Below are 21,538 nucleotides of genomic sequence, written 5' to 3'. Positions count from 1 at the left end.
GCAGCAATGCGCAGTGGATCACGCTCTTCGCCGGCATGGCCTAGGCTGCGCAAGCCCGGAGCCCGATCGGAGAACGAGGAACCACGACGTGTCCGAGGGAATGAACGACCCCCGCCTGTCGGCGGAAGGGGAGCTGGCACTCGCCCGGCTGGCACTCGACGAAGGCGACCTGTCGCACGCCGCCGACCACGTCGCCGGAGCGGTCGCCCACGCCCCCACCATGCCCGAGGTGCACGAGGTACTCGCCCAGTTCGCCGTACTCCCCGGGGGCGGGGTCCCCCTCTTCCCCGTCGACGACCACGTCTTCATCGGCACCGCCGTCGCCCGCGCCCACCTGCTCGCCGCCGCCGGGCGGCCCGGCGAAGGGCTCGAACTGCTCGCCGCGGCCACCGGCCACGCCCCCGGCGGCGACTGGGCCGGGGTGCCCTGGGTCGCCGCGCCCGAACTGCCGGCCCGCCTCGAACCCGACCTGCTGGCCCGGATCATGATGCAGGTCTGCGCCGGCATCGGCGACCCGGTGCCGGAAGCCGACCGGGCGCCGCTGCTGCCGTACCTGGCACTGGCCCGGCACTCGGTCGACGAGTATCCGGGCCACGGGCTGCTGCTCGGCGCGGCGTCCGCGCTGGCCCGCCGGCTCGGCGAGGTCACCCTCGCCGTCGAGTGGGCGAGCCGGGGCGTGGCCGCCCTGCCGTCGAAGCTCTCCGAGGTCTGGCTCGGCTACGCCTACCGCAGCGCGGGCCGCACCACCGAGGCGATCGAGGCGCTGCGCCGGGCCGTCGATCACGACCCCGACGACCTGTCCGTGTACGCCGACATCGCCGGCACCCTCGCCGACCACGGCCGGCTCGACGAGGCCATCGGCTGGACGGACCGGGCACTGGCCAAGGACCCGACGTTCGACTGCGCCGTGCACACCGCACACCGGCTGCGCTACCGGCGTGACGGCGACCTCGCCCACCTGGTGGCCCTGGCCGACTTCCAGCGCGACCACCCCGACAACTCCCACGAGCACAACGACCTCGCCGAGTGCTGCCAGGACCGGCCGTGGCTGGGCCACCTGCCGACCGCCGCCGAGGCGGTCGCCAACGTGCTGCGGCAGGCACTCGCCGAACAGGCGACCCCGCACCGGCTGACCGTCAGCGGCCTCGAGCCGCCGAGCGCGATGCGTACGGTCGCCACCGCCCTGCCCGACGCCGAGGTGGTGGTGACCGGGATCGGCGAACCCGACATCCGGCGGCCGCGCCGCGCCGGCACCCGCCAGCTGTGGCGCTACGAGGGCACCACCGCCAGCCCGGCACTGCCCCCGCCTTCGGCGGCTGCCGGTGAACGCGTACGTCATCTCGCCTACCCGGCGTGGCCACACCCGCCGGCCGCGTACGACCGCGCCGTCACCCTCGCCGCCGTCGACATCGACGACCTGCTGGGCCTGCTGGTGCACCCGCCGCCCGTACCCGACACCGAACTCGGGGCGGCGCTGGCGAAACACGACCCGGCACTGTGGGTACGGTGCGTGCAGGTCTGGGCCTGCCTCGGCCTGCTGCACCACCGCACCGACGAGCCGTGGCCGGAGTCGACCCGCCGCCGGGTACTGGTCGACCTGCTCTGGGGCGTCGAGGACTGGACCACCGAGGCCGCCCTGTTCGCCCTGGTCACCGCGGCCTGGGTCGACCCGTCCGTACGCGCCGACGTGGCCGGCGTGGTGGCCGAGCGGCTGGCCGACGGGGTGACGGTGGCGAACACCCGGCCGGTGACGATCAACTGGTCGCTGGCGCAGCTCGCCCTGGCGACCCCCGGGCTCGACAACGCCGCCGCGGCGACCGCCGCCCGGCTGATCGTCGAGGAGACGTCGGCCATGGAATCGGCGACGGCCCGGGGCGGGCCGTTGCGCCGCCTGCGCCGCTGGCTGACCGGACGCGGCTGAGCCGCGCAGCCGCGTTCTACGGCCCGGCGGTGGTGAGGTCGTACCGCCAGGCGATCAGGTCGACCCCGGGCACCGGCGACCAGTCGGCACCGGGCGTACGCACGAAGCCCACCCGGTGGTAGAGCCGGTGCGCCGGCTCGGTGAACGTCCGGGTGGAGATCACCACGGCGTGGCAGCCCAGCTCGGCGGCCCGGGCCAGGCAGGCCCGGGTGAGTGCCTCGCCGACCCCCCGGCCCTGGGCGGCGGGATCGACGGACAGCATCCGGAACTCGGCCTCGCCGGTGCCGGCCAGCTCGGCGTACCTGGAACCGGGAAGCACGAAGGTGACCGAGCCGAGCAGCCGGCCGGTCACCTCGTCGACCGCGACGAGCAGCTCACCCGTGGCGGCCCGGCCCGCCACGTCGGCGAGCGTCGGCGCGTAGCCGCGGTCCTCCTTGAGCTGGCCGTCCGCCTCGTACGCGGCGAGGGTCAGCCGGGCGACCGTGTCGAACTCGGCCGGCTCGGCCGGCCGTACGACCACCGGGCTCATTCGATGACGGCGATCAGGTCGCCCTCCTGGACCACGTCACCCTCGTTGACGGCGAGCCGGGCGAGTACCCCGGCGGACTCGGCGACGACCGGGATCTCCATCTTCATCGATTCCAGGATCACCAGCGTGTCGCCGTCGGCGACGGAGTCGCCGGCCGCCGCGACGACCTTCCAGACGTTCGCCACCATTTCGGCGCGGATCTCCTCGGCCATCGGGTCGCCCTCCTCGTCGGTGAGTGTGCGTGCGAACGGTATCCAATCATGCGACGGCATGCGGCAGGGTGAAAGGTGGGAAGGGTGGCGGGCCGGACTAGCATCATCGGGTCCGCTCCCGCCAAACGGGAGAGCCGTTCCGTTCAGGGAGGCCAGCATGGCGAAGAAGTCCCGGAAGAAGAAGGCCCGGAAGAAGAGCGCCGCCAACCACGGCAAGCGCCCCAACTCCTGAGCGCCGACGACGATCGCCGCCGTCGTACCGGAGTCCGGTACGACGGCGGCGATCGTCGTTTCGTGGATCGGGCGGGCCGGCGCGGCGGCCGGTCCCCTAGTCGGGCAGGTATTCGCGGGTCTCGGCCTCGACGACCAGTTCGCCGAGGCGGGCCCGCAGCCGGGCGCGCAGCTCCACCGGCGCGGTCTCGTTGCCGCAGCAGCGCGCCACCAGCGCCTTGACCTCCTGCTCGATGCCGTACTGCCGCAGGCAGGGCGAGCACTCGTCGAGGTGGTCGCGGATCAGGTCGCGCCGTTCGTCGCCGCACTCGAGGTCGAGGTAGAGGTAGACCTCGGCGAGGACATCGGTGCAGTCGGTCTCGTGTGGTTCACCGCAGCTCACGGTCGCTCACACCTCCTGACCGGCTGATCCGGTCCCGGACGTCGACGGGACCCCGTTGAAGCCCCGATCGGCAGCGTAGCGCTCCAGCATCTTGCGCAGATTCCGGCGTCCGCGGTGCAACCGGGACATGACGGTGCCGATCGGGGTGCCCATGATTTCGGCGATCTCCTTGTAGGAGAACCCCTCGACGTCGGCGAGGTAGACCGCGAGCCGGAACTCCTCGGGCAACTGCTGGAGGGCGTTCTTGATGTCGCTGTCGGGCAGCCGCTCGAGCGCCTCGGTCTCGGCCGATTTCAGCCCGCTCGACGTGTGCGACTCGGCCTCGGCGAGCTGCCAGTCGGTGATCTCCTCGGTCGGCGCCTGGATCGGCTGGCGCTGCCGGCGCCGGTAGGAGTTGATGTAGGTGTTGGTCAGGATCCGGTAGAGCCAGGCCTTGAGGTTGGTGCCCTCTTCGAACTGGTGGAAGGCGGAGTATGCCTTCAGGTAGGTCTCCTGGACCAGGTCTTCGGCGTCAGCCGGATTGCGGGTCATCCGCAGTCCGGCGGCGTACAACTGGTCGACGAACGGCAACGCGTCGCGTTCGAACCGTGTCCGGCGTTCGTCCGTCTTCTCTGAAGTCAACCGCACGTCTCCTCGCGTGACCCGTCCCGCCGAGGATACGCGCTCGACAGCGCCGGCAGTTCGGGTTCGGGCGGGAGTGCCGACGGTCACGCCGTCAGGCTCGGGCGTCGCCGGCCACTCGGGAGCCGTGAGCAGCCGCTGGACGCGCGTCGCCTCCCGGTCGCTCTGCTCCCGGTCGCGTGTCTCGGTTCGCACCGGATCAAACCCCCCTCGCTCGCGAAGCTTCCGGGGGTTGTAACGCACAGCTACCGCCCCGACATTCCGTCCGGGTGGCCACCCACCCTGGTCCCGGCAGTGGCGTGGGCCACCACTGGGACCAGGAAGGGCCTGGGAGAGTCGGACCCGGCCGGTGTCGGCCGGACGGTCCGGGGAGCCTGCCGGCTCACCGGGTGCAACGACGGCCGGGCGGGCCAGGACACGGTCCGTGCCCGGACCGCGCGCCGGTCAGCCGGCGAAGCCGTGGGCGCGCAGCCAGTCGACCACCACCGTGGCCGTGGTGGCGGGATCGCGCCGCAGGTCGTGCCCCTCGCCGGGACGGACGAAGACCTCGACCCCGGGCGACGCGGACGGCACCCCGAAGGCGTCCCGGTCACCGTTCACGACCACGGTCGGCACCCCGCTCGCCAGTTCGGCGGCCCGGGACCGTTCCGGCCGGCCGGGCGGGTGCAGCGGGAACGCCAGCGCCACGACCGCCGCCGCGTCGAGCGCGGCGGCGGTGCGGCAGGCGACCCGCGCTCCGCTGGACCGGCCGCCGACCAGCAGCGGCAGGCCGGCGGCGACCGCGCCGTCGGCCCGCAGTGCGGCGACGGCGGCCGTCCACGCCTCGTCGAGGTGGGCGGCCGGTGCCGGCGCCCGGCGGCCGGCGACCCGGTAGGGCTGGGTCATCCGGACGACGGTCAGTCCGGCCGCGACCGCCCGCTCCCGCACGGCGACCAGGTCGGGCGCGTCAACGTCACCACCCGCCCCGTGGCCGAGCACGAGCAGGCCACGCGCCGGACCGGCCGCGGGATCGAGGGCGAGCCGCGCGGGTCCGCGCGGCGTCGGAACTTCCCAGGTACGCCCCATCCGGCCATTGTGCGTCGCGTAGACCCGACGGCCCGGCAGATCGCCCCGTGGTGTCGCCGGCGTGGCGGTCGCCTCCGGCGTGCGCCCGGGACGGCCCGGGCGCACGGGTCAGCGGGTCGGCACCAGGTCGAGCAGTTGGCGTAGGTCGGGCCCCGGCTCGTCGGCCCCGTCCGGGTCCGGCCCGAGCTGGCTGCGCCAGGCCACCAGCATCGCCCGCCGTTCGCGTGGGGTCGTCGCGCCCCACACCCCGTGACAGTCACCGACGTCCAGCGCCCAGGCGAGGCAGGCACCCTGCACGTCGCAGGTGCGGCACAACGCGATGGCCGCGTCCGCCGGCTCGCTCGGCGCCGGAAAGAACGTCTCTGGGTCCACGCTCTGGCATACACCCCTGGTCCGCCAGGCATCGTCGAGTTGTCGCTCGTCGAGGGCCCGGATCAGTCTCGGGTCCCTTCGTGCCGCGGCAACCTCGTGCGGGCGTGGCATCCGCGCCCGTGTCATCCACCCACCTCCCCCGTGGGACCGGCAAAGCATCCATGGACGCCATTCGCCCGGTGCGAATCGACACCCACTGCCGGCGCTGTGTTGTATCGCACAAACAGCAGTGGAGACAAGGGTTTGCCGCCCAACAGGGGAAAATACAAGGCGACATATCGCCCTTAAAAGCGATGAACAGGATGGGCTTCTGTTCAGAACAATGTCAATTCCACCGGCGCTTCGGCAGGCGCTCCGAGTGGCCCCGCCGGCACCCGGGAAACCAGTTCCGGTCCGTCATTGCGGACGTCGCCGACAGCCGGTCCGACCGGACGGATCTCGATTCCGGAGAGCACCTCGTCGCCGGGTGGCACCAACAGTTCCGCCGGCTCGCCACCACCGGCCAGCCAGCCGTCCCAGCGGTCGGCGGTGAGCAGCAACGGCATCCGGTCGTGGACCAGCGCCAGGTCACCGGCCGCGGCCATGGTCAGCACGCTGCAGGTCAGCAGCGGCTCCGCCCCGTCACCCCAGACCGACCAGATGCCGGCGAGGGCGAGCACGCCGCCGTCGCGCGGGGTCATGAAATACGCCTGCTTTCGCGCACCCCCGGTGCCCCGCACCCACTCGTACCAGCCGTCGGCCGGGACCAGGCAACGCCGGCGGGCGAACGGACGGGCGTACGCGGCCGTGGTGGCGACCGTCTCGGCCCGGGCGTTGATCATGCGGGCGGCGCCCCGGGCGTCCTTGGCCCACGACGGCACGAGCCCCCACCGGGCCACCGAGAGCGTCCGGCCCGCATGGGTCGTCGACATCCGCACGATCGGCACCGGGTCGGTCGGCGCGACGTTGTAGTCGGCCCCGACCCGCCCGCCCGTGTCGTCGTACGACTCGAAGAGCGCGCTGAGATCCGTCGCGCTCCGGGTCGTCGCGTACCGCCCACACATGCGACACACGCTAATCCACCGGGACCACCCGTCCCGATCAGCGGGAGCCGGCCCGGCGCCGGTCCCGCCCGGTCGGCGCGGCACGGCAGACTGTAGGCGTGGCCAACCCGACCGCGACCCGCCCGCCCCAGCCGTGGACCGCACCGACCGCGACCGATCCGGTCGACCTGGGCGTGCACCTGCCCGGCTCCAAGTCGATCACGGCCCGGGCCCTCGTGCTCAGCGCGCTCGCCGACGGGCCGTCGACCCTGCACCTGCCGCTACGCGCCCGCGACACCGAACTGATGGCCGCCGGGCTGCGCAACCTCGGCATCGGCGTCTCCACCAACGACGACAACCGCTGGGTGGTCCGGCCGCAGCCGCTGCGCGGTCCCGCGCACGTCGACGTCGGGCTGGCCGGCACCGTCATGCGGTTCGGGCCTCCGGTCGCCGGCCTCACCGACGGGCCGGTCACCTTCGACGGCGACCCGGTGGCCCGCACCCGGCCACTCGGCCCGCTGCTCGGGGCGCTGCGCGCGCTGGGTGTACGCCTCGACGTCGCGCCCACCGGCGGGCTGCCGCTGACCGTCCACGGCACCGGCCGGGTGGCCGGTGGCGAGGTCACCATCGACGCCTCCGCCTCCAGCCAGTTCGTCTCCGGCCTGCTGCTGGCCGCGCCCCGCTTCGACCGCGGCGTGGTGGTGCGCCACCAGGGCCCGCCGGTCCCGTCCGCGCCACACCTGCGGATGACGACCCGGATGCTGCGGGCCGCCGGTGCCGCCGTCGACGACGGCACCCCGGACGTGTGGACCGTGGAACCCGGACGGCTCTCCGGGCGCGAGTGGGACATCGAACCCGACCTGTCCGGCGCTGTGCCCTACTTCGCCGCCGCCCTGGTCACCGGCGGCCGGGTGACCCTGCGCGGCTGGCCGCGCAACAGCGCGCAACCGGTCGACCAGCTTCGTACGCTGCTGCACCAGCTCGGCGGTCAGGTGACCCTCGACGCCGAGGGGCTGACCGTACGCGGCACCGGGACGGTCCACGGCATCGACGCCGACCTGTCCGAGGTGGCGGAGCTGACCCCGGCGGTCGCCGCGCTGGCCGCGCTCGCCGACTCGCCGTCGAAGCTGCGCGGCGTCGCCCACATCCGCGGCCACGAGACCGACCGGCTCGCCGCCCTCGCCCGCGAGCTGACCGGGCTCGGCGCCGATGTCACCGAGACCTCCGACGGCCTCGACATCCGGCCGCGTCCGCTGCACGGCGGTGGCTTCGAGACCTACCACGACCACCGGATGGCGCACGCCGCGGCGATCGTCGGGCTGGCGGTGCCCGGGGTCGAACTCAGCGACGTGACGTGCACCGCGAAGACACAGCCCGAGTTTCCGGCACTATGGTCGGCAATGGTGGCCGGAGACTGAGGGGGCGGACCGCTGGCGGGTCGGAAGCGGGAATACGACGAGGACGACGTACGGGTCCGTCCGGGTAGATCGTCGCGGCCCCGCACCCGGACCCGGCCCCGGCACGCCGCCGCCGTCGACGGCTTCGTCATCGCCGTCGACCGGGGCCGCTACACCTGCGTGCTCGACGAGTCGGCCACCCGGGTCACCGCGATGCGCGCCCGCGAACTGGGCCGCAAGTCGGTCGTCGTCGGTGACCGCGTCTCGCTGGTCGGCGACACCTCGGGAGCGCCCGGCGCGCTGGCCCGGATCGTACGGATCGCCGAGCGCAGTTCGGTGCTGCGGCGCACCGCCGACGACGACGAGACCACCGCCGAGGGCCGGCTCGAACGGGTCGTGGTCGCCAACGCCGACCAGCTCGTCATCGTGACCGCCCTGGCCGACCCGCCGCCGCGGACCGGGTTCGTCGACCGCTGCCTGGTCGCCGCGTACGACGCCGACATCGAGCCGCTGCTCTGCCTCACCAAGGCCGACCTCGCCGGCCCGGAGGCGGTCCTGGACTACTACACCGAACTCGACCTGCCGTACGTGCTGGTGCGGCCGGACTCCGACCTGGGCGAGTTGCGCGAGCGGCTCGCCGGCCGGATCTCGGTCCTCGTCGGCCACTCCGGGGTGGGCAAGTCGACGCTGGTCAACCGGCTGGTTCCGGACGCCGACCGGGCGGTCGGCACGGTCAGCGCCATCGGTCGCGGCCGGCACACGTCGACCAGCGCGGTCGCGCTGCCGCTGCCCGGCGCCACCGACCCGGGATGGATCGTCGACACCCCCGGCGTACGCAGCTTCGGGCTGGCCCACGTGTCGGCCGAGAGCCTGCTGCACGGCTTCCCCGACCTGGTCGAGGGCACCGTCGACTGCCCGCCCAACTGCGAGCACACCGCCGGCGAGACGGAGTGTGCCCTCGACGCCTGGGTGGCGGCCGGCAACGCCGACCCGCGCCGGCTGCAGTCCTACCGCCGCCTGCTGGCATCCCGGGCCGGCGAGATCGAATAGCGGTCCGCGCGCGGGCCGCTCGCCGCCATCGGCTACGTTTCCCGCCATGGCCCGGTACGCCGACGACCTCTCCCTTGCCCATCTGCTCGCCGACACCGCGGACTCGATCTCGATGGCCCGGTTCCGCGCCCTGGACCTGCACGTCGAGTCCAAGCCCGACCTGACCCCGGTCTCCGACGCGGACACCGCCGTGGAGAAGGCCGTCCGCGCCACGCTGGCGCGTACCCGGCCGCGCGACGGGGTGCTGGGCGAGGAGTTCGGCGCGTCCGAGGCCGCCGCCGGCCCGAGCACCCGCCAGTGGGTCGTCGACCCGATCGACGGCACCAAGAACTTCGTGCGTGGCGTGCCGATCTGGGCCACCCTGATCGCCCTGATGGAGGGCGACCAGCCGGTCGTCGGGCTGGTGTCCGCACCGGCGCTGGGCCGGCGCTGGTGGGCGGCGGTCGGGCACGGGGCGTACGCCGGCCGGCACACCGCCGCCGCCACCCCGATCCGGACCTCCGCCGTACGCCGGCTCGGCGACGCCAGCTTCTGCTACTCGTCGCTGTCCGGCTGGGAGGAGAACGGCCGGCTCGACGCGATGCTCGGCATCATGCGGCAGAGCTGGCGCACCCGCGCGTACGGCGACTTCTACGGCTACATGCTCCTCGCCGAGGGCGCGGTGGACGTGATGGTGGAGCCGGAACTGTCGCTGTGGGACCTCGCCGCGCTGATCCCGATCGTCACCGAGGCCGGTGGCCGGTTCAGCGACCTCGCCGGCCGGCCGGGCCCCGGCGGCGGCAGCGCGGTGGCGACCAACGGCCCGCTGCACGAGGACATCCTGCTCCGGCTGACCCGCTGACCGGTCGGCCCGCGCGGGCGCGGGTGCCGTGAGCACCACGAGATGAAGCGGGGCGCCGAAGCATCTATCCTCGCCCAGTGATCTCGACGGGTTGGTGTTTCCTGGCGGCGATGGTCGCCGCGTACGGCCTCGCCAACCTGCTCCAGTCGATCGCCGCGACCCGGACCGGGGTGCACCGCCGGATCGACCCGGGGCTGCTGGTCCGGCTCGCCGGCCAGCCGGTCTACCTCTTCGGGCTGGGCTTCCAGACCCTCGGTTTCGGGCTGGCATTCCTGGCCCGTCGGGATCTGCCGCTGTTCCTCGTGCAGTCCAGCGTCGCCGCCGGGCTGGGGGTGACCGCGGTGCTCGGCGTACTGGTGCTGAGATGGCGCCTGCCGCGCGCGGAGATCGCGTTGCTGGTGCTGCTCTTCGTCGGGATCGCGGCGCTGGTCCTGTCGGCCCGGCCGGCGCCCGCCAAGCCGATCGGGATCGCCCTGGTCGTCGGGCTGGCGGTGGCCCTGGGCGTGGTCGCGCTGCTCGGGGTGTTCGCCGTACGCCTGCACGGGGTGCCCGGCTCGGTGGCGCTGGGTTCCCTCGCCGGGCTGGCGTTCTCCGCCGCCGCGGTGGCGGCCCGCCCGCTGGCGTCGGTCGACTCGTGGGGCGCCTGCGTCCGCAGCCCGCTGTTCCACCTGCTGATCGCCCACTCGGTCGTCGGGCAACTGCTGCTCGCGCTGGCCATGCAGCGCGGTTCGACGACGGCGGCGGTGGCCGCGATGGACGCGGCGGGCGCGCTGCCGGCGGCGGTCGTCGGCCTGGCCCTGCTCAACGACAAGATCTGGCCGGGCCGGGAGTGGCTGGCCGCGCTCGGTTTCCTGGTCACCCTGGTTTCGGTGATCGGCCTGACCCGGTACGCCGAACCGCAGCACCACCACGCGGTGGCCGGCCAGCCGGCCGGCACGGATGCCCGGTCGGCCGCCCCTGTCGGCCGGCGCTGATCCGTCGGTCAGTTCTCCGCCGGGCGGCGACGGCGTACCACCCGCTCGTAGAGGCGCTCCAGCGCCCCGGCCGTACGGTCCCAGGTGTAGCTGCACCGGACCCGGTCCACCGCCGCGTGCCCGTACGCGAACCGGCCCGCGTCGTCGGCGAGCAGCCGGCGCAGGGTGATACCGAGCCCGCGTACGTCGCCGGTCTGGACGAGCCGGCCGGTGACCTCGTCGAGGACCGTGTCGGTGATCCCGCCGAACGCGTAGCCGACGACCGGCACGCCGCAGGCCATCGCCTCCAGCGGGACCCGGCCGGCCGACGCGTAGCGGGGGGTGCAGGCGACCACGTCCGCGGAGCGGTACCAGGCCGGCATCTGCTCGTGCGGCACCGCACCGACCAGGCGTACCCGTTCGCCGACCCCGTGGCGCCGGGCGAGTTCGCCCAGCCGGCGGGCCTCGGCGTGGTTGGCCAGTTCGCCGGCCGGCGGGCCGCCGGCGATGACGAGTTCGACGTCACCGACGAGCCGCATCGCCCGGATCAGGTCGTCGTGTCCGTGCCGCGGCCCGAGACCGCCGACGGACAGGATGCGCGGCTTGCGGTCCCGGGGTACGGCCTCGCCGTCGGGGTGGAACCGGGTGGTGTCGACCCCGGCCGGCACCACGGTCACCGCGGCCCGTTGCAGTCCCATCCGGGTGAGTTCGTCGACCTCGTCGGTGGACTGCGCGACGGCCATGTCGACGGCCCGGGTGAGGGCGAGTTCGAGCGGGATCCGCTCCCCCGGCCCGTCGTAGTCACGGCCGAGATGACGCAACTGCTCGGCGCCGAGCGAGTGGAACGTCTGCACGACCGGGATGTCGGTGGCGCGGACGGCGTTGGCCGCGGCGAGCCCGCCCAGCCAGAAGTGCCCGTGGACGATTTCCGGCTCCCAGTCACCGCCGGACCAGCGTTCGCTGAGCCAGCGGCCGTACTCGGGCACGTACGGCACCAGCGGTGCGGTGGGCGTGCGGCTGGACGGGCCGACCGGGACCCGCTCGATCCGGTAGCCGTCGACCGTGACGGTGGCCTCGGCGGCGGGATCCTCGCGCCGTTCGTAGACCCGTACCTCGTGCCCGAGGCCGGTCAGTTCGGCGGCGACCCGGGCGACGTGCTCGTGGGTGCTGGCGGATGTCGTCCGGTCCGTACCCACCGGTCCGGCATGGGCGCACACGAGTCCGACACGCATAGGCTCACCTCCGCGACGGTCAGGGTTGTCGGAGCCTCTGGTCAGAGGCTCCCATTAACCACTGGGCGGGGAGACGAAACGTGTCAACTCGGTCGGCCGGGCGCGGGGCGGCCGCCGGGTGGCCGTCCGACGGCCCCGAACCGGCCGGTGCCGCCCCGGTCGCCGGTACGCCGTCCGGTGGCCGGACCGCCCGGGTCGGCGGCGACCGGTCGCCAGCTCATCAACACCAGGTCGCCGAGCCGCGCCGCCCGTACCTCGTACCCGCCGCCCGGCTGCCCCTCTTGGGCCGTCGGCGGCCGGACCCCGGCGAGGGACCGGGGCAGCCCGTCGGTGAGGACGTCGCGACAGAACGGGAACAGTTCGCCGGGGCCGACACCGGGCAGGGCGGTCAGCAGGGTCGTGCCGGCCAGCCGTACGCCGTGCCGGTCCGCGCACCGCGCGGCCAGGTCGTTGAACTGCGCGAACTCGAAGTCGGCCGGTTCGGCGCCGGCCCGACGCGCCCGCAGTGCGGCGGCCGGCACCACGTTCGCGTCGAGCACGGCCCGGATCCAGTCCGGCGGTGCGGCGCCGGCACCGCCGGTCAGCCGCACCACGCCACGGGTGACCACGTCGGCGGCCGCCATCAGGTAGGTCTGCCGGGTGTGGTCGAGGTCGACCGGCACCCGCCAGGTCAGGCCGACGACCCCGAGCAGCCGGCCGCGGTGGGTGAGCGGCAGCGCCGCGCAGGCGGCCAGCCGGGCGTTCAGCTCCAGAAGCCGTGGGTACGTCCGCCGTACCGCGTCCCGGTCGGGCAGCAGGACGGGGCTCCGGTCGCGGGCGGCGTCGGTCAGCGGGGTGTCGATCTGGGGCGGTATCCGGGCCCACTGGCTGGCCAGCTCGGCCGGTATCCCACGGGCGGCGACGACCCGCAGTGCCCCGTCGGGTTCGGTCAGCGCCAGCACCACCGAGCCGGGGCCGGGCCAGTCCGGTCCGGTCTCCGCCAGCGCCTCCACCAGGTCGTCGTACGCTTCCGCCGCGTCCACCCGGGTGACCATCAGCAGGTGCCGGCTGTGCGCCACGAGCCGGTCGGTCCCGGCCCGTCCGTCGTCCCGGTCCGGGGTCGCGGGCGCGGTCGTACCGTCGTCGTCGGCCGGAACCGACGGCCGGGCGGCGGCGGCCCGGAGCCGGCCGACGGTCGGGGGCGGGGCGACCCGGGCGACGGTACGCGCCGCCACCTCGACCAGCCGGACGTTGGTCCGTTGCGACACCCGGCGGAGCCGGTCGAACGCCTCCTCGGCGGTGATCCGCTCACGGGCCATCAGCACGCCCTTGGCCTGTTCGATGATCGCCCGGCCGCGCATCGCGGTACGCAGACCGTCGCGTTCGGCCCGGAGTTGCTCGACGACGGCGGCGAGCGGATCCGGCCCCTCCGTCACGACAGGTCCCGGGCGGTGGGCCACCATGATCTGTTCCGGCACATGGCCGGGCCGGTACCCGGAAGATCGCCCCGGGGAAACGCCCGGCCGCATGTCCCGGTGTGGCACGGGGTACCGGAAACACGGAACCCGGCCGGGTGCGTGGCGGCCTGCGACCATCGGTGCGGAATCATCCGCTGCGCGCCGGTGGACCGACATGCACAATGGAGCGATCATGCCGACCGACGTGCGATGCCTGGTGAAGAGTGACGACCCGAGCGGGCTCGTCGAACTCGTCGGCGTCCTCGACCTGTCCGCCGCCGAATCGCTGCGGGGCGCGCTGCTGAGATGTCTCGCCGACCGGGGTGACACCGTGGTCGTCGACGTGTCCGGGCTGCGGGTCGACGAGCCGGCGGCGCTAACCGTGTTCCGGGCGGTCGCCGCCGAGGCCGAGCAGTGGCCGGCCGGCCGGTTCGTGCTCTACGTGCCGCCCGGCATGCCGGACACCTCCTGGGGCGAGGCCGGGGTGCCGGTGGCGCGCGACCTGCCCGAGGCGTTCACCCGGCTGGCCGCCCCGGGACCGGTGACCACGCTCCGGGACGACCTGGAGCCGGTCGTGGGAGCCGCCCGCCGGGTCCGCGACCTGGTGACCGAGGGGTGCGGGCGGTGGGACCTGCCGGAGGTCGCCGGCTCGGCGTGCATCGCGGCGACCGAGATGGTCAACAACGTGGTCGCCCACGCCCACACCCCGATGACCGTACGGTTGGCGGCCCGCGACGGCGCCCTGCACCTGTCGGTACGGGACTGGTCGACGGTGCTGCCGCGCTTCGGCGGGCCGGTCGCGCCGTCGTCGACCGGCGGCCGGGGCCTGCTTCTGATCGACACGGTCGCCCGCCGCTGGGGGACCACCGCCCTCGACGACGGCAAGGTCATGTGGGCGATGCTGCACCCCGACGACGAGCCGACCTAGCCACATCCCGCCCGTCGCCGGGCGACCGCCGGCGTCAGCCGGCGGACTTCGGGGACGATTCGAGCAGCGGTTGCAGCCCGGCGGCCTGGAGCGTACGCAGCACCTGCGGCCGGGGCGCGGTGATCCGCAGCCGGACCCCGGCGCCGCGCCCGGCCTCGAAGCCGACCAGGATCGCGGAGATGCCCGCCGCGTCGATGAACGGTACGCCGCCCAGATCGACGGCGACCTCCGGAACGCCCCGGCGGACCGCTTCGAGCAACCGGTCCCGCAGCAGGCCGGCGTTGTCGCGGTCGACCTCGCCGGCGACCGCGACCACCGCGACCGCCCCGGTGAGCCGGATCCGCACCGACAGGTCCCGCGCGTCGGTCGGCACCACCCCGGCCTGCCAGCGCAGCGGCGCGTCGCTGAACATCGCCTCCCGCAGCCAGGCCAGCGCCCGGCTCAGCAGCCGGGACACGTGCATCTGCGAGATGCCCAGTTCGGCGGCGATCTCGGCCTGGGTGTGGTTGCCGTAGAACCGCAGGGCGAGGATCCGCCGCTCACGGGCCGGCAGCCGGCACAGCAGGGCGCTGACGGTCAGCCGGTCGTCGACCGAGTCGAGGTTGCCGTCCGCGTCGCCGAGCTGGTCGGCCAGCTCGCCGGTCGCGTCGGCGTGGGCCGGCGCGTTCAGCGACATCGCGCTGTAGGCGGCCGACGTCTCCTGCGCGGTCCGGATGTCCTCGGTGCCGGTGCCCATCCGGTCGGCCAGTTCGGCCGTGGTCGGTGCCCGGTGCAGTTCGGTGGTCAGCTCCGCGGTGACCCGGCTGACCTCCATGCTGCGTTCCTGCATCCGGCGCGGGACGTGCACGCCCCAGGTGCGGTCGCGGAAGTGCCGGCGCAGTTCGCCGGCCATGGTGATGGCGGCGAAGCCGGTAAAGGCGCCGCGCCCGGGGTCGTAGCGGTCGACGGCTTTGAGCAGCCCGAGGCGGGCCACCTGCTCCAGGTCCTCCAGCGGCTCTCCCCGCCCCTGGTAACGACGGGCGAGCCGGGCGGCCAGCGGCAGCGCGGCGTGGACGAGCCGCTCCCGGAGCCGGCACCGCTCGGCGGCGTCCGGTGCCAGTCCGGTGACCCGAGCCGCGTAGGACTCGGCCAGTTCGTCGAGCATGCCGGGATCGGTCGGTACGGTCGCGACGGACGTAGGGACCATGGGCAGCCTCCAGGGGGCCGCCACCGCACCGGGCGGTTGGCGGAGGATCGCGGCACAGCGCCGCTGTGCTGACTGATGCCCGCGTCTTGAGCACCCCGTGAAGTCCGGTTCATGGGACTTCTTGCCGGCGACCCTACTGGCCGTTGATCGCGCGGGGCAATGATCGACGGATCATTTTCAGCAGACTTCCAGGAAGCCGGACGCGGCGAAGATCCGGTTACCGCTGTGGCCCGCTGGGTAGTCCGGATGGCATGCGTGCTGACGAGTATCCGAAGCCGGTCTCCGACCCGGAGGCCGACGGCATACCCCGGGTCGCCGACGACGACTCCGCCGCCAAGGACGGCGTCGACACCGGCCGGGAAGCCGACGGCCCCAACCCGGCCACCCTGCCGGCCGACGAGCCGATGGCGGTCGACAGCTTCGGCACCACGGCCGAGGAGCAGCTGCACGGCGAGTCGCTGGACGCCAAGATCGCCCGCGAGCGGCTCGACCCCCCGGTCGAGGAACGCCTCGGTACCCCGGCCGATCCCAGGCTGGCCGACGAGGCGACCAGCGAGGAGGCCGCCGCGCAGGCGCAGTTCGACTCCGACGTGCTCAACCCTGGTCCGACGTCCGACCCGTCGTCCCAGGTGTCGATCTACGACAACGGGAGCCTGGACAGTTCCATCGGCGGGACGGTCGGCCGGCTGGTCGAATCCGACGAGGGCCTGGAGACCGACCGCGAAACCGACTCGATCGCCCACGACGCGGGCGCGGCCGGTGGCGGCGCGACCGAGGAGGAACTGGCGATCCACGAGACCGAGCCACCGCCGCTGCACTGAACCGGACCGGGTGGCCGGGGTTCAGTCCAGGCCGCGCTCGATGGCATACCGGGTCAGTTCCACCCGGTTGTGCAACTGGAGCTTGCCCAGCGTGTTCTGCACGTGGTTCTGCACGGTGCGATGCGACAGGCCGAGCCGCTGCGCGATCTGCTTGTACGACATCCCCTTCGCCACCAGCCGCAGCACCTCGGTCTCCCGGTCGGTGAGCCGGGGCGTACCGGCGTCGTCGGTCGTCTCCGGCTCGGTGGCCAGCCGCCGGTACTCCCCCAGCACCAGCCCGGCGAGCCCCGGGGTGAAGACGGCGTCCCCGGCGGCCGTCCGCCGTACCGCCTCGATGAACTCGTGCGGCGCAGCCGACTTCACCAGATAGCCGGTCGCGCCGGCCTTCACCGCGTCGAGCACACTCTGCTGCTCACCGCTGGCCGACAGCATCAGCACCCGCACGCCGGGTACGGCCGCGACCAGGCCGTGGATGACCTCGACGCCGGAGATGTCGGGCAGTTGGAGGTCCAGCACCACGACGTCGGGGCGGGTGGCCCCGGCGATGCGGACCGCCTGGCGCCCCTCACCGGTGGTCGCGACCACCTCGCAGCCGGCCTCGTCGAGATCGCGCGCCACGCCCTGACGCCACATCGGATGGTCGTCGACCACCATCACCCGGATCGGCTGCTCGCTCACGGCGTCCCCTCGCTTCGCTCACGGCCGCCGTGAGTCAACCCGAGCCAACCGACTCGCTCGCTCCGCTCGCTCACCGCGTCCCCTCGCTCTGGTGTGCCTTCGCTCATGGGTCCAGCCTAGGGACGGTGAGTTCGACCTCGGTGCCCTCACCGGCCACCGAGGTGATGGTGACCGTGCCGCCGAGGTCGCCGATGCGGCCCCGGATCGACTGGGCGACGCCGAGACGCCCCTGGCCGGCCGCCTCGTCCAGCCGGCCGGGGGGCAGACCGGGCCCCTCGTCGCGGACCGAGACGATCACCGCGCCGCCCTCGTCCTCGACCAGCACCCAGGCCCGGGCCTGTGGACCGCAGTGCCGTTCGACGTTGTCGAGTGCCGCGCCGACCGCCGCGCCGATCTCCCGGGCCGTCCCGGCCGGCAGGCGTACGGGAGTGGCCGGCGTGGCGACCGACACCAGCGGGGAGGTGTAACGGCCGATCAACGTACGAAGGTCCAGCAGCTGACCGTCGTCATCAGCCGGCTCCCGCGCGATCAACGCGCGGAGCGCCTCCTCCTGCTCACCGGCCAGTCGGGCCAGTTCACCGGCCTCGCCGTCGAGATGCGCGCCCCGCCGCTGTACGAGCGCGAGCACCTGCAGCACCGAGTCGTGGATGCCCCGGGCCAGCCGCTCCCGCTCCCGGGTGGCGGCTTCCCGCTCCCGGGTCGCCGCCTCCAGCGCCACCGCCCGCTGCCACCGCTCCTCGGCGGCGCTGGTCAACCGCACCACGTGCCCGACCGCGAGCGCGGCGAGCAGCATCAACGCGGTGCCGGTCAGCGACGACCGGGTCAGCCGTTCCCGGACTGCCAGGTCGGCACCACCGACCACCAGCGCGGCGACCACGCCACGTCGCCGGCCACCGGACACCGCCCAGGTCAGCACCGGCCCGGCCTGCCAGGCCACCCCGAGCGTGGGTGCGCCCGCGTTCAACGCCGTACGGCCGACCACCCACGGCGTGACCACCAGGACCGCGACGGACATCAGCAGATCGGCACCGAGCAGCGGCCACCGGCGCCAGACCGGCCGGGCGTACGCGTACGCGGTCGCGACCGTCCATCCGAGCAGCACGACGAGCACCGGCAGCGCGGCCAGCGGCCGGGTGTAGTCGCGCACGTCCCGGGCGACGATGACCAGCACGTACGCCAGCGCGGCGAACCGGAACACCGTGATGGCCCGCCACATCGGCTGCTGGAGGCTGCCCGGCCCCATCGTCGTCACCGGCCCGCCCGGCGGACCGAACCGGCGGGCCACCGCCCACCCCCGCAATCCATCACGTCCCGACGATGTCATATGCCTGACTGATAAACGATCGTGAGGCTTCTCCGCGCAGGTCAGGGATGCGTGGCGCCGTCGTCCGACGTAGCGTGGTGTGGCCGGGGACCCGACTATCGGTGGCTGGACAACACATGACCGACGCAGAGCAGCATCCACCGCGTACGGTTATGCCCATCGAACCTCCGCCGCTGCTCACCGAGACCTTCGACCGTGACCAGGTGACCAACCTGCGTCACGTCGTCGCGTCGTGCGCGACGGCCGCCGGGCTCACCGGCCAACGGCTCGACGACTTCGTGCTCGCCGTCAACGAGCTGATCACCAACGCCGTACGGCACGGCGGCGGCCGGGGCCGGCTGCGGTTGTGGAGCCAGGAGGACACCGTCCTGTGCGAGGTCTCCGACGCCGGTGGCGGAATCGGCGCCGAGCGGCTCGGCAACCGGGACCGGCCCGCCCCGCACACCGCCGGCGGCTGGGGGCTGTGGCTCGCCGACCAGCTCAGCGACGAGATGGTGGTGCGGAGCAGCCCGACCGGCACCACCGTACGCATCAGCGCGGCACTCGGCCCCGACCCGGTCGCAGCCGATTCCGGCGACTGACCGGCGCCGACGGTCCGGTTCGTGCCGCGACCGCTGAGGTGGCGGCCCGGGGTAACGCCGCTCAACCGGCCGGGTGACCCGCCGACCGCTGCCGGGCCGCCTCGTACAGCACGATCGACGCGGCGGTGGCGGCATTGAGCGAGCTGGCCGAACCACCCATCGGAATCCGGACCGCCCGGTCGGCACGCTCCCGCCACGCGGCGCTGAGGCCGGTGGTCTCGTTGCCGACGAGCAGCAACGTCGGGCCGGTCAGGTCGGCGTCCGGCAGGTCGACCTCGGCGCGCTCGTCGGTGGCGACCACGTCGACCTCGATCCCGGCGGCCCACAGGGCGTCCAACCAGTCCAGCACGGGCTCGGCCGAGGACAACCGGACCGCCGGTACGGCGAACAGCGAACCGGTGCTGGCCCGTACCGCACGGGGGTCGTAGACGTCGGCGGCGTGACCCGTGACGATGACGCCGGAGGCGCCGAACGCGTCCGCCGAGCGCAACAGGGTGCCGATGTTGCCCGGGTTGGTGGGGCGGTCGAAGACCACCGCGAGGAGATCCGGGCCGGTCGGGATGCGCTCCAGGTCGTCGGCGGGCAGCCCGACGACGGCAACGAGTTCCGGCGACTCCTCGGCCTTCTCCCCCAGTTCGGCGAGCAGTTCGGGGGCCATCGCGACCCGGGTGGCCGGCGTCGCGTCGAGGATCTCCCGGGCCCAGCGGGACAGCGGGCCACTGCGGTCGTGGAGCAGGGCACGGATCTCCCAGCCGTGGCGGACGGCCATGGTGATCGGCCGTACGCCCTGCGCCAGGAACTCGCCGGCGCGGTGCCGGCGGTTCCGGTTCTCCAACAGGGCGGACCACTGCTGGAAGCGGGCATTGCGGGTGGTTACCCGCAGCTCCGTCGCCATGTCACGCACGCCGCCATGCTAGGCCAGCCCCGTACACCCCCGGGCCTCCCCGCCCGACCTCCGCCGCCCGCCCATGCGCCGCGCGGCGGGGTCGCGCCGCGGGGCCCGCAAGGCCGCACCGAGGCGCCGCGCCGAGGGGCCGCGCCGATCAAGGGGATGTCTCCGGCAATTCGCCCCGCACAGGCCACGACTACCCCTCGATCAGCATGGCCGAGCACGGGCCGGCGCGGCTCCCCCACCCCACGACACCGATCAGGGGAATGTATCCGGCATTCCGCCCCACACAGGCCACGATTGCTCCTTGATCAGCCCGGACCCCACGCGACCACGGGGCCACGGACCCCACGGGACCACGGGACCACTGCGACGTGACCAGGCCAACCGCAGCCGCACAGCCCTCGCACGGCCGGACCCACGGCAACGCGAGAGCGCTCTCTTGACACTGTGGTCAACCGCACATAAATTCTGATTTACATCAATCTATAAAGTTTGCTTACTGATTGATGGACATCAGCCACAGGGAGTGTGCATCGTGTCCAGAACCAGACCCCGCACCCTGCTCGCGCTGGCCGTCGCCGGCGCCAGCCTGGCCGCCATGCTGGTGGCACCACAGACGTCCGGCACCGCGTTGGCCGCACCCGGCCCGCTGACCTGGTCCGACGAGTTCAACGGGCCGGCCGGCGGCGCACCGGACCCGAGCAAGTGGTCCTACGACATCGGCGGCGGCGGCTGGGGCAACAACGAGCAGCAGTACTACACGAACAGCCGCAGCAACTCCGCGCTCGACGGCAACGGCAACATGGTGATCACCGCCCGCCGGGAGAACCCCGCCAACTACAACTGCCACTACGGCCGCTGCCAGTACACCTCGGCCCGGCTGCTGACCAACGGCAAGTTCACCCAGGCGTACGGGCGCTTCGAGGCCCGGATCAAGGTGCCGCGCGGCCAGGGCATCTGGCCGGCGTTCTGGATGCTCGGCAACGACCTCGGCAGCGTCGGGTGGCCCAACTCGGGCGAGATCGACATCATGGAGAACATCGGCCGCGAGCCGAGCACCGTACACGGCACGCTGCACGGTCCCGGCTACTCCGGCGGCGCCGGCATCACCAGCAGCTACACCCTGCCCGGCGGCCGGCGGCTCGCCGACGACTTCCACGTCTACACCGTCGACTGGGCACCGGACTCGATCACCTGGTACATCGACGGCATCCAGTACGGCCGCAAGACCCCCGCCGACCTCCGGGGCAACCGCTGGGTCTTCGACCACCCGTTCTTCATGATCCTCAACGTGGCGGTGGGCGGCCACTGGCCCGGCTACCCCGACGGCACCACCCAGTTCCCGCAGCAGATGACGATCGACTACGTACGTGTCTACGCCCACCAGAACAACGGCGGGGGCGGCGGCAACGCCATCGTCGGCTACGCCAACAAGTGCATCGACGTGCCCGGCGGCAACTCCGTCGACGGCGCCCGGCTCCAGCTCTGGACCTGCAACGGCACCGCCGCGCAGCAGTGGACCGCTCCCGGCGACGGCACGCTGCGCGCGCTGGGCAAGTGCATGGACGTGGCGTGGGGCTCGTCCGCCAACGGCGCGGCGATCCAGCTCGCCAACTGCAGCGGCAATCCGGCCCAGCAGTTCGTGCTGAGCGCGGCCGGCGACCTGGTCAATCCACAGGCCAACAAGTGTGTGGACGTCTCCGCCTGGAACTCCGCCGACGGCACCCCGCTCCAGCTCTGGGAGTGCAACGGCGGCGCCAACCAGAAGTGGCGTCGCGCCTGACCTTCCCACTCCCCGCGATCTTGCAGTTGTCGCCCGACGAACCCGACAAAGGGGGGAGACAACTGCAAGATCGCGGGGAAG

General features: G+C 73.5%; 22 protein-coding genes. 9 read left to right on the top strand and 13 right to left on the bottom strand.

The window, feature by feature from the left end:
* Window positions 1-100 precede the first annotated feature (100 nt).
* Entirely contained in the window at window positions 101-1,921 is a 1,821-nt protein-coding gene (locus AB0M79_RS25895; protein ID WP_364218414.1) for a tetratricopeptide repeat protein, read from the top strand.
* A gap of 16 nt (window positions 1,922-1,937) precedes the next feature.
* On the opposite strand, the gene AB0M79_RS25890 is transcribed toward AB0M79_RS25895, so the two are convergent.
* The 7 genes from AB0M79_RS25890 to AB0M79_RS25860 form a co-directional block, all read right to left on the bottom strand.
* On the bottom strand, window positions 1,938-2,450 hold the full coding sequence (locus tag AB0M79_RS25890; RefSeq protein WP_364218206.1) for a GNAT family N-acetyltransferase: 513 nt from the start codon (window positions 2,448-2,450) through the stop codon (window positions 1,938-1,940).
* A complete protein-coding gene (locus AB0M79_RS25885; protein WP_357533218.1) occupies window positions 2,447-2,662 on the bottom strand; it encodes a biotin/lipoyl-binding carrier protein in 216 nt (71 codons plus the stop codon). The genes AB0M79_RS25890 and AB0M79_RS25885 overlap by 4 nt, the downstream gene beginning before the upstream one ends.
* Window positions 2,663-2,990: 328 nt before the next feature.
* On the bottom strand, window positions 2,991-3,275 hold the full coding sequence (gene rsrA / locus AB0M79_RS25880) for a mycothiol system anti-sigma-R factor (RefSeq protein ID WP_357533220.1): 285 nt from the start codon (window positions 3,273-3,275) through the stop codon (window positions 2,991-2,993).
* 6 nt (window positions 3,276-3,281) lie between these two features.
* Complete coding sequence (locus AB0M79_RS25875; RefSeq protein WP_357533222.1) at window positions 3,282-4,091, bottom strand: sigma-70 family RNA polymerase sigma factor; 810 nt, start codon at window positions 4,089-4,091, stop codon at window positions 3,282-3,284.
* A gap of 249 nt (window positions 4,092-4,340) precedes the next feature.
* Window positions 4,341-4,961, bottom strand: a complete 621-nt coding sequence (locus AB0M79_RS25870; protein ID WP_364218203.1) for an alpha/beta family hydrolase — start codon at window positions 4,959-4,961, stop codon at window positions 4,341-4,343.
* A 108-nt stretch (window positions 4,962-5,069) separates the two neighbouring features.
* Window positions 5,070-5,459 carry a WhiB family transcriptional regulator gene (locus AB0M79_RS25865; protein WP_357533226.1) on the bottom strand — a complete coding sequence of 130 codons (390 nt, stop codon included), beginning with the start codon at window positions 5,457-5,459 and terminating at the stop codon, window positions 5,070-5,072.
* Window positions 5,460-5,647: 188 nt separating this feature from the next.
* The gene (locus AB0M79_RS25860) at window positions 5,648-6,376 is read right to left on the bottom strand and encodes an SOS response-associated peptidase (RefSeq protein WP_364218201.1); all 729 of its coding nucleotides are present in this window, start codon (window positions 6,374-6,376) and stop codon (window positions 5,648-5,650) included.
* A gap of 98 nt (window positions 6,377-6,474) precedes the next feature.
* On the opposite strand from AB0M79_RS25860, the gene aroA reads away from it, so the two are divergent.
* From aroA to AB0M79_RS25840, 4 genes are all read left to right on the top strand, one after another.
* Window positions 6,475-7,773 carry a 3-phosphoshikimate 1-carboxyvinyltransferase gene (gene aroA, locus AB0M79_RS25855; protein ID WP_364218199.1) on the top strand — a complete coding sequence of 433 codons (1,299 nt, stop codon included), beginning with the start codon at window positions 6,475-6,477 and terminating at the stop codon, window positions 7,771-7,773.
* Between the two features lie 129 nt (window positions 7,774-7,902).
* A complete protein-coding gene (gene rsgA, locus AB0M79_RS25850) occupies window positions 7,903-8,802 on the top strand; it encodes a ribosome small subunit-dependent GTPase A (RefSeq protein WP_364218411.1) in 900 nt (299 codons plus the stop codon).
* A 46-nt stretch (window positions 8,803-8,848) separates the two neighbouring features.
* Complete coding sequence (gene hisN / locus AB0M79_RS25845) at window positions 8,849-9,643, top strand: histidinol-phosphatase (protein ID WP_364218197.1); 795 nt, start codon at window positions 8,849-8,851, stop codon at window positions 9,641-9,643.
* 110 nt (window positions 9,644-9,753) lie between these two features.
* Window positions 9,754-10,617: a hypothetical protein gene (locus AB0M79_RS25840; RefSeq protein ID WP_364218409.1), complete on the top strand. Its 864-nt coding sequence runs from the start codon at window positions 9,754-9,756 to the stop codon at window positions 10,615-10,617.
* An 8-nt stretch (window positions 10,618-10,625) separates the two neighbouring features.
* Here the strand turns inward: AB0M79_RS25840 and AB0M79_RS25835 are convergent, their stop codons facing one another.
* Both AB0M79_RS25835 and AB0M79_RS25830 read right to left on the bottom strand, forming a co-directional pair.
* On the bottom strand, window positions 10,626-11,828 hold the full coding sequence (locus AB0M79_RS25835) for a glycosyltransferase (RefSeq protein WP_364218195.1): 1,203 nt from the start codon (window positions 11,826-11,828) through the stop codon (window positions 10,626-10,628).
* Between the two features lie 83 nt (window positions 11,829-11,911).
* On the bottom strand, window positions 11,912-13,243 hold the full coding sequence (locus tag AB0M79_RS25830; RefSeq protein ID WP_364218193.1) for an ANTAR domain-containing protein: 1,332 nt from the start codon (window positions 13,241-13,243) through the stop codon (window positions 11,912-11,914).
* A 214-nt stretch (window positions 13,244-13,457) separates the two neighbouring features.
* Here AB0M79_RS25830 and AB0M79_RS25825 point away from each other — a divergent pair, with 214 nt between their 5' ends.
* Entirely contained in the window at window positions 13,458-14,192 is a 735-nt protein-coding gene (locus AB0M79_RS25825) for an ATP-binding protein (RefSeq protein WP_364218191.1), read from the top strand.
* A gap of 34 nt (window positions 14,193-14,226) precedes the next feature.
* Here the strand turns inward: AB0M79_RS25825 and AB0M79_RS25820 are convergent, their stop codons facing one another.
* A complete protein-coding gene (locus AB0M79_RS25820) occupies window positions 14,227-15,378 on the bottom strand; it encodes a SigB/SigF/SigG family RNA polymerase sigma factor (protein WP_357533235.1) in 1,152 nt (383 codons plus the stop codon).
* A gap of 251 nt (window positions 15,379-15,629) precedes the next feature.
* Here AB0M79_RS25820 and AB0M79_RS25815 point away from each other — a divergent pair, with 251 nt between their 5' ends.
* Window positions 15,630-16,199: a DUF5709 domain-containing protein gene (locus AB0M79_RS25815; protein WP_364218189.1), complete on the top strand. Its 570-nt coding sequence runs from the start codon at window positions 15,630-15,632 to the stop codon at window positions 16,197-16,199.
* Window positions 16,200-16,220: 21 nt separating this feature from the next.
* Here the strand turns inward: AB0M79_RS25815 and AB0M79_RS25810 are convergent, their stop codons facing one another.
* Together AB0M79_RS25810 and AB0M79_RS25805 are read right to left on the bottom strand one after the other, a co-directional pair.
* Complete coding sequence (locus AB0M79_RS25810; RefSeq protein WP_357533452.1) at window positions 16,221-16,853, bottom strand: response regulator transcription factor; 633 nt, start codon at window positions 16,851-16,853, stop codon at window positions 16,221-16,223.
* Between the two features lie 127 nt (window positions 16,854-16,980).
* Window positions 16,981-18,120 carry a DUF5931 domain-containing protein gene (locus tag AB0M79_RS25805; protein ID WP_364218407.1) on the bottom strand — a complete coding sequence of 380 codons (1,140 nt, stop codon included), beginning with the start codon at window positions 18,118-18,120 and terminating at the stop codon, window positions 16,981-16,983.
* 197 nt (window positions 18,121-18,317) lie between these two features.
* Between AB0M79_RS25805 and AB0M79_RS25800 the strand changes: the two genes are divergently transcribed.
* Complete coding sequence (locus tag AB0M79_RS25800) at window positions 18,318-18,782, top strand: ATP-binding protein (protein ID WP_364218187.1); 465 nt, start codon at window positions 18,318-18,320, stop codon at window positions 18,780-18,782.
* Between the two features lie 61 nt (window positions 18,783-18,843).
* Here the strand turns inward: AB0M79_RS25800 and AB0M79_RS25795 are convergent, their stop codons facing one another.
* The gene (locus tag AB0M79_RS25795) at window positions 18,844-19,677 is read right to left on the bottom strand and encodes a TrmH family RNA methyltransferase (protein ID WP_364218405.1); all 834 of its coding nucleotides are present in this window, start codon (window positions 19,675-19,677) and stop codon (window positions 18,844-18,846) included.
* 595 nt (window positions 19,678-20,272) lie between these two features.
* On the opposite strand from AB0M79_RS25795, the gene AB0M79_RS25790 reads away from it, so the two are divergent.
* Window positions 20,273-21,457: a family 16 glycosylhydrolase gene (locus AB0M79_RS25790; protein WP_364218403.1), complete on the top strand. Its 1,185-nt coding sequence runs from the start codon at window positions 20,273-20,275 to the stop codon at window positions 21,455-21,457.
* Window positions 21,458-21,538 lie beyond the last annotated feature (81 nt).

This window comes from Polymorphospora sp. NPDC051019, from assembly GCF_040683055.1.
Classification (GTDB): domain Bacteria; phylum Actinomycetota; class Actinomycetes; order Mycobacteriales; family Micromonosporaceae; genus Polymorphospora; species Polymorphospora lycopeni.
Note: the sequence above shows the minus strand (reverse complement) of the source record. Positions and strands in the feature narration are given on the sequence as shown.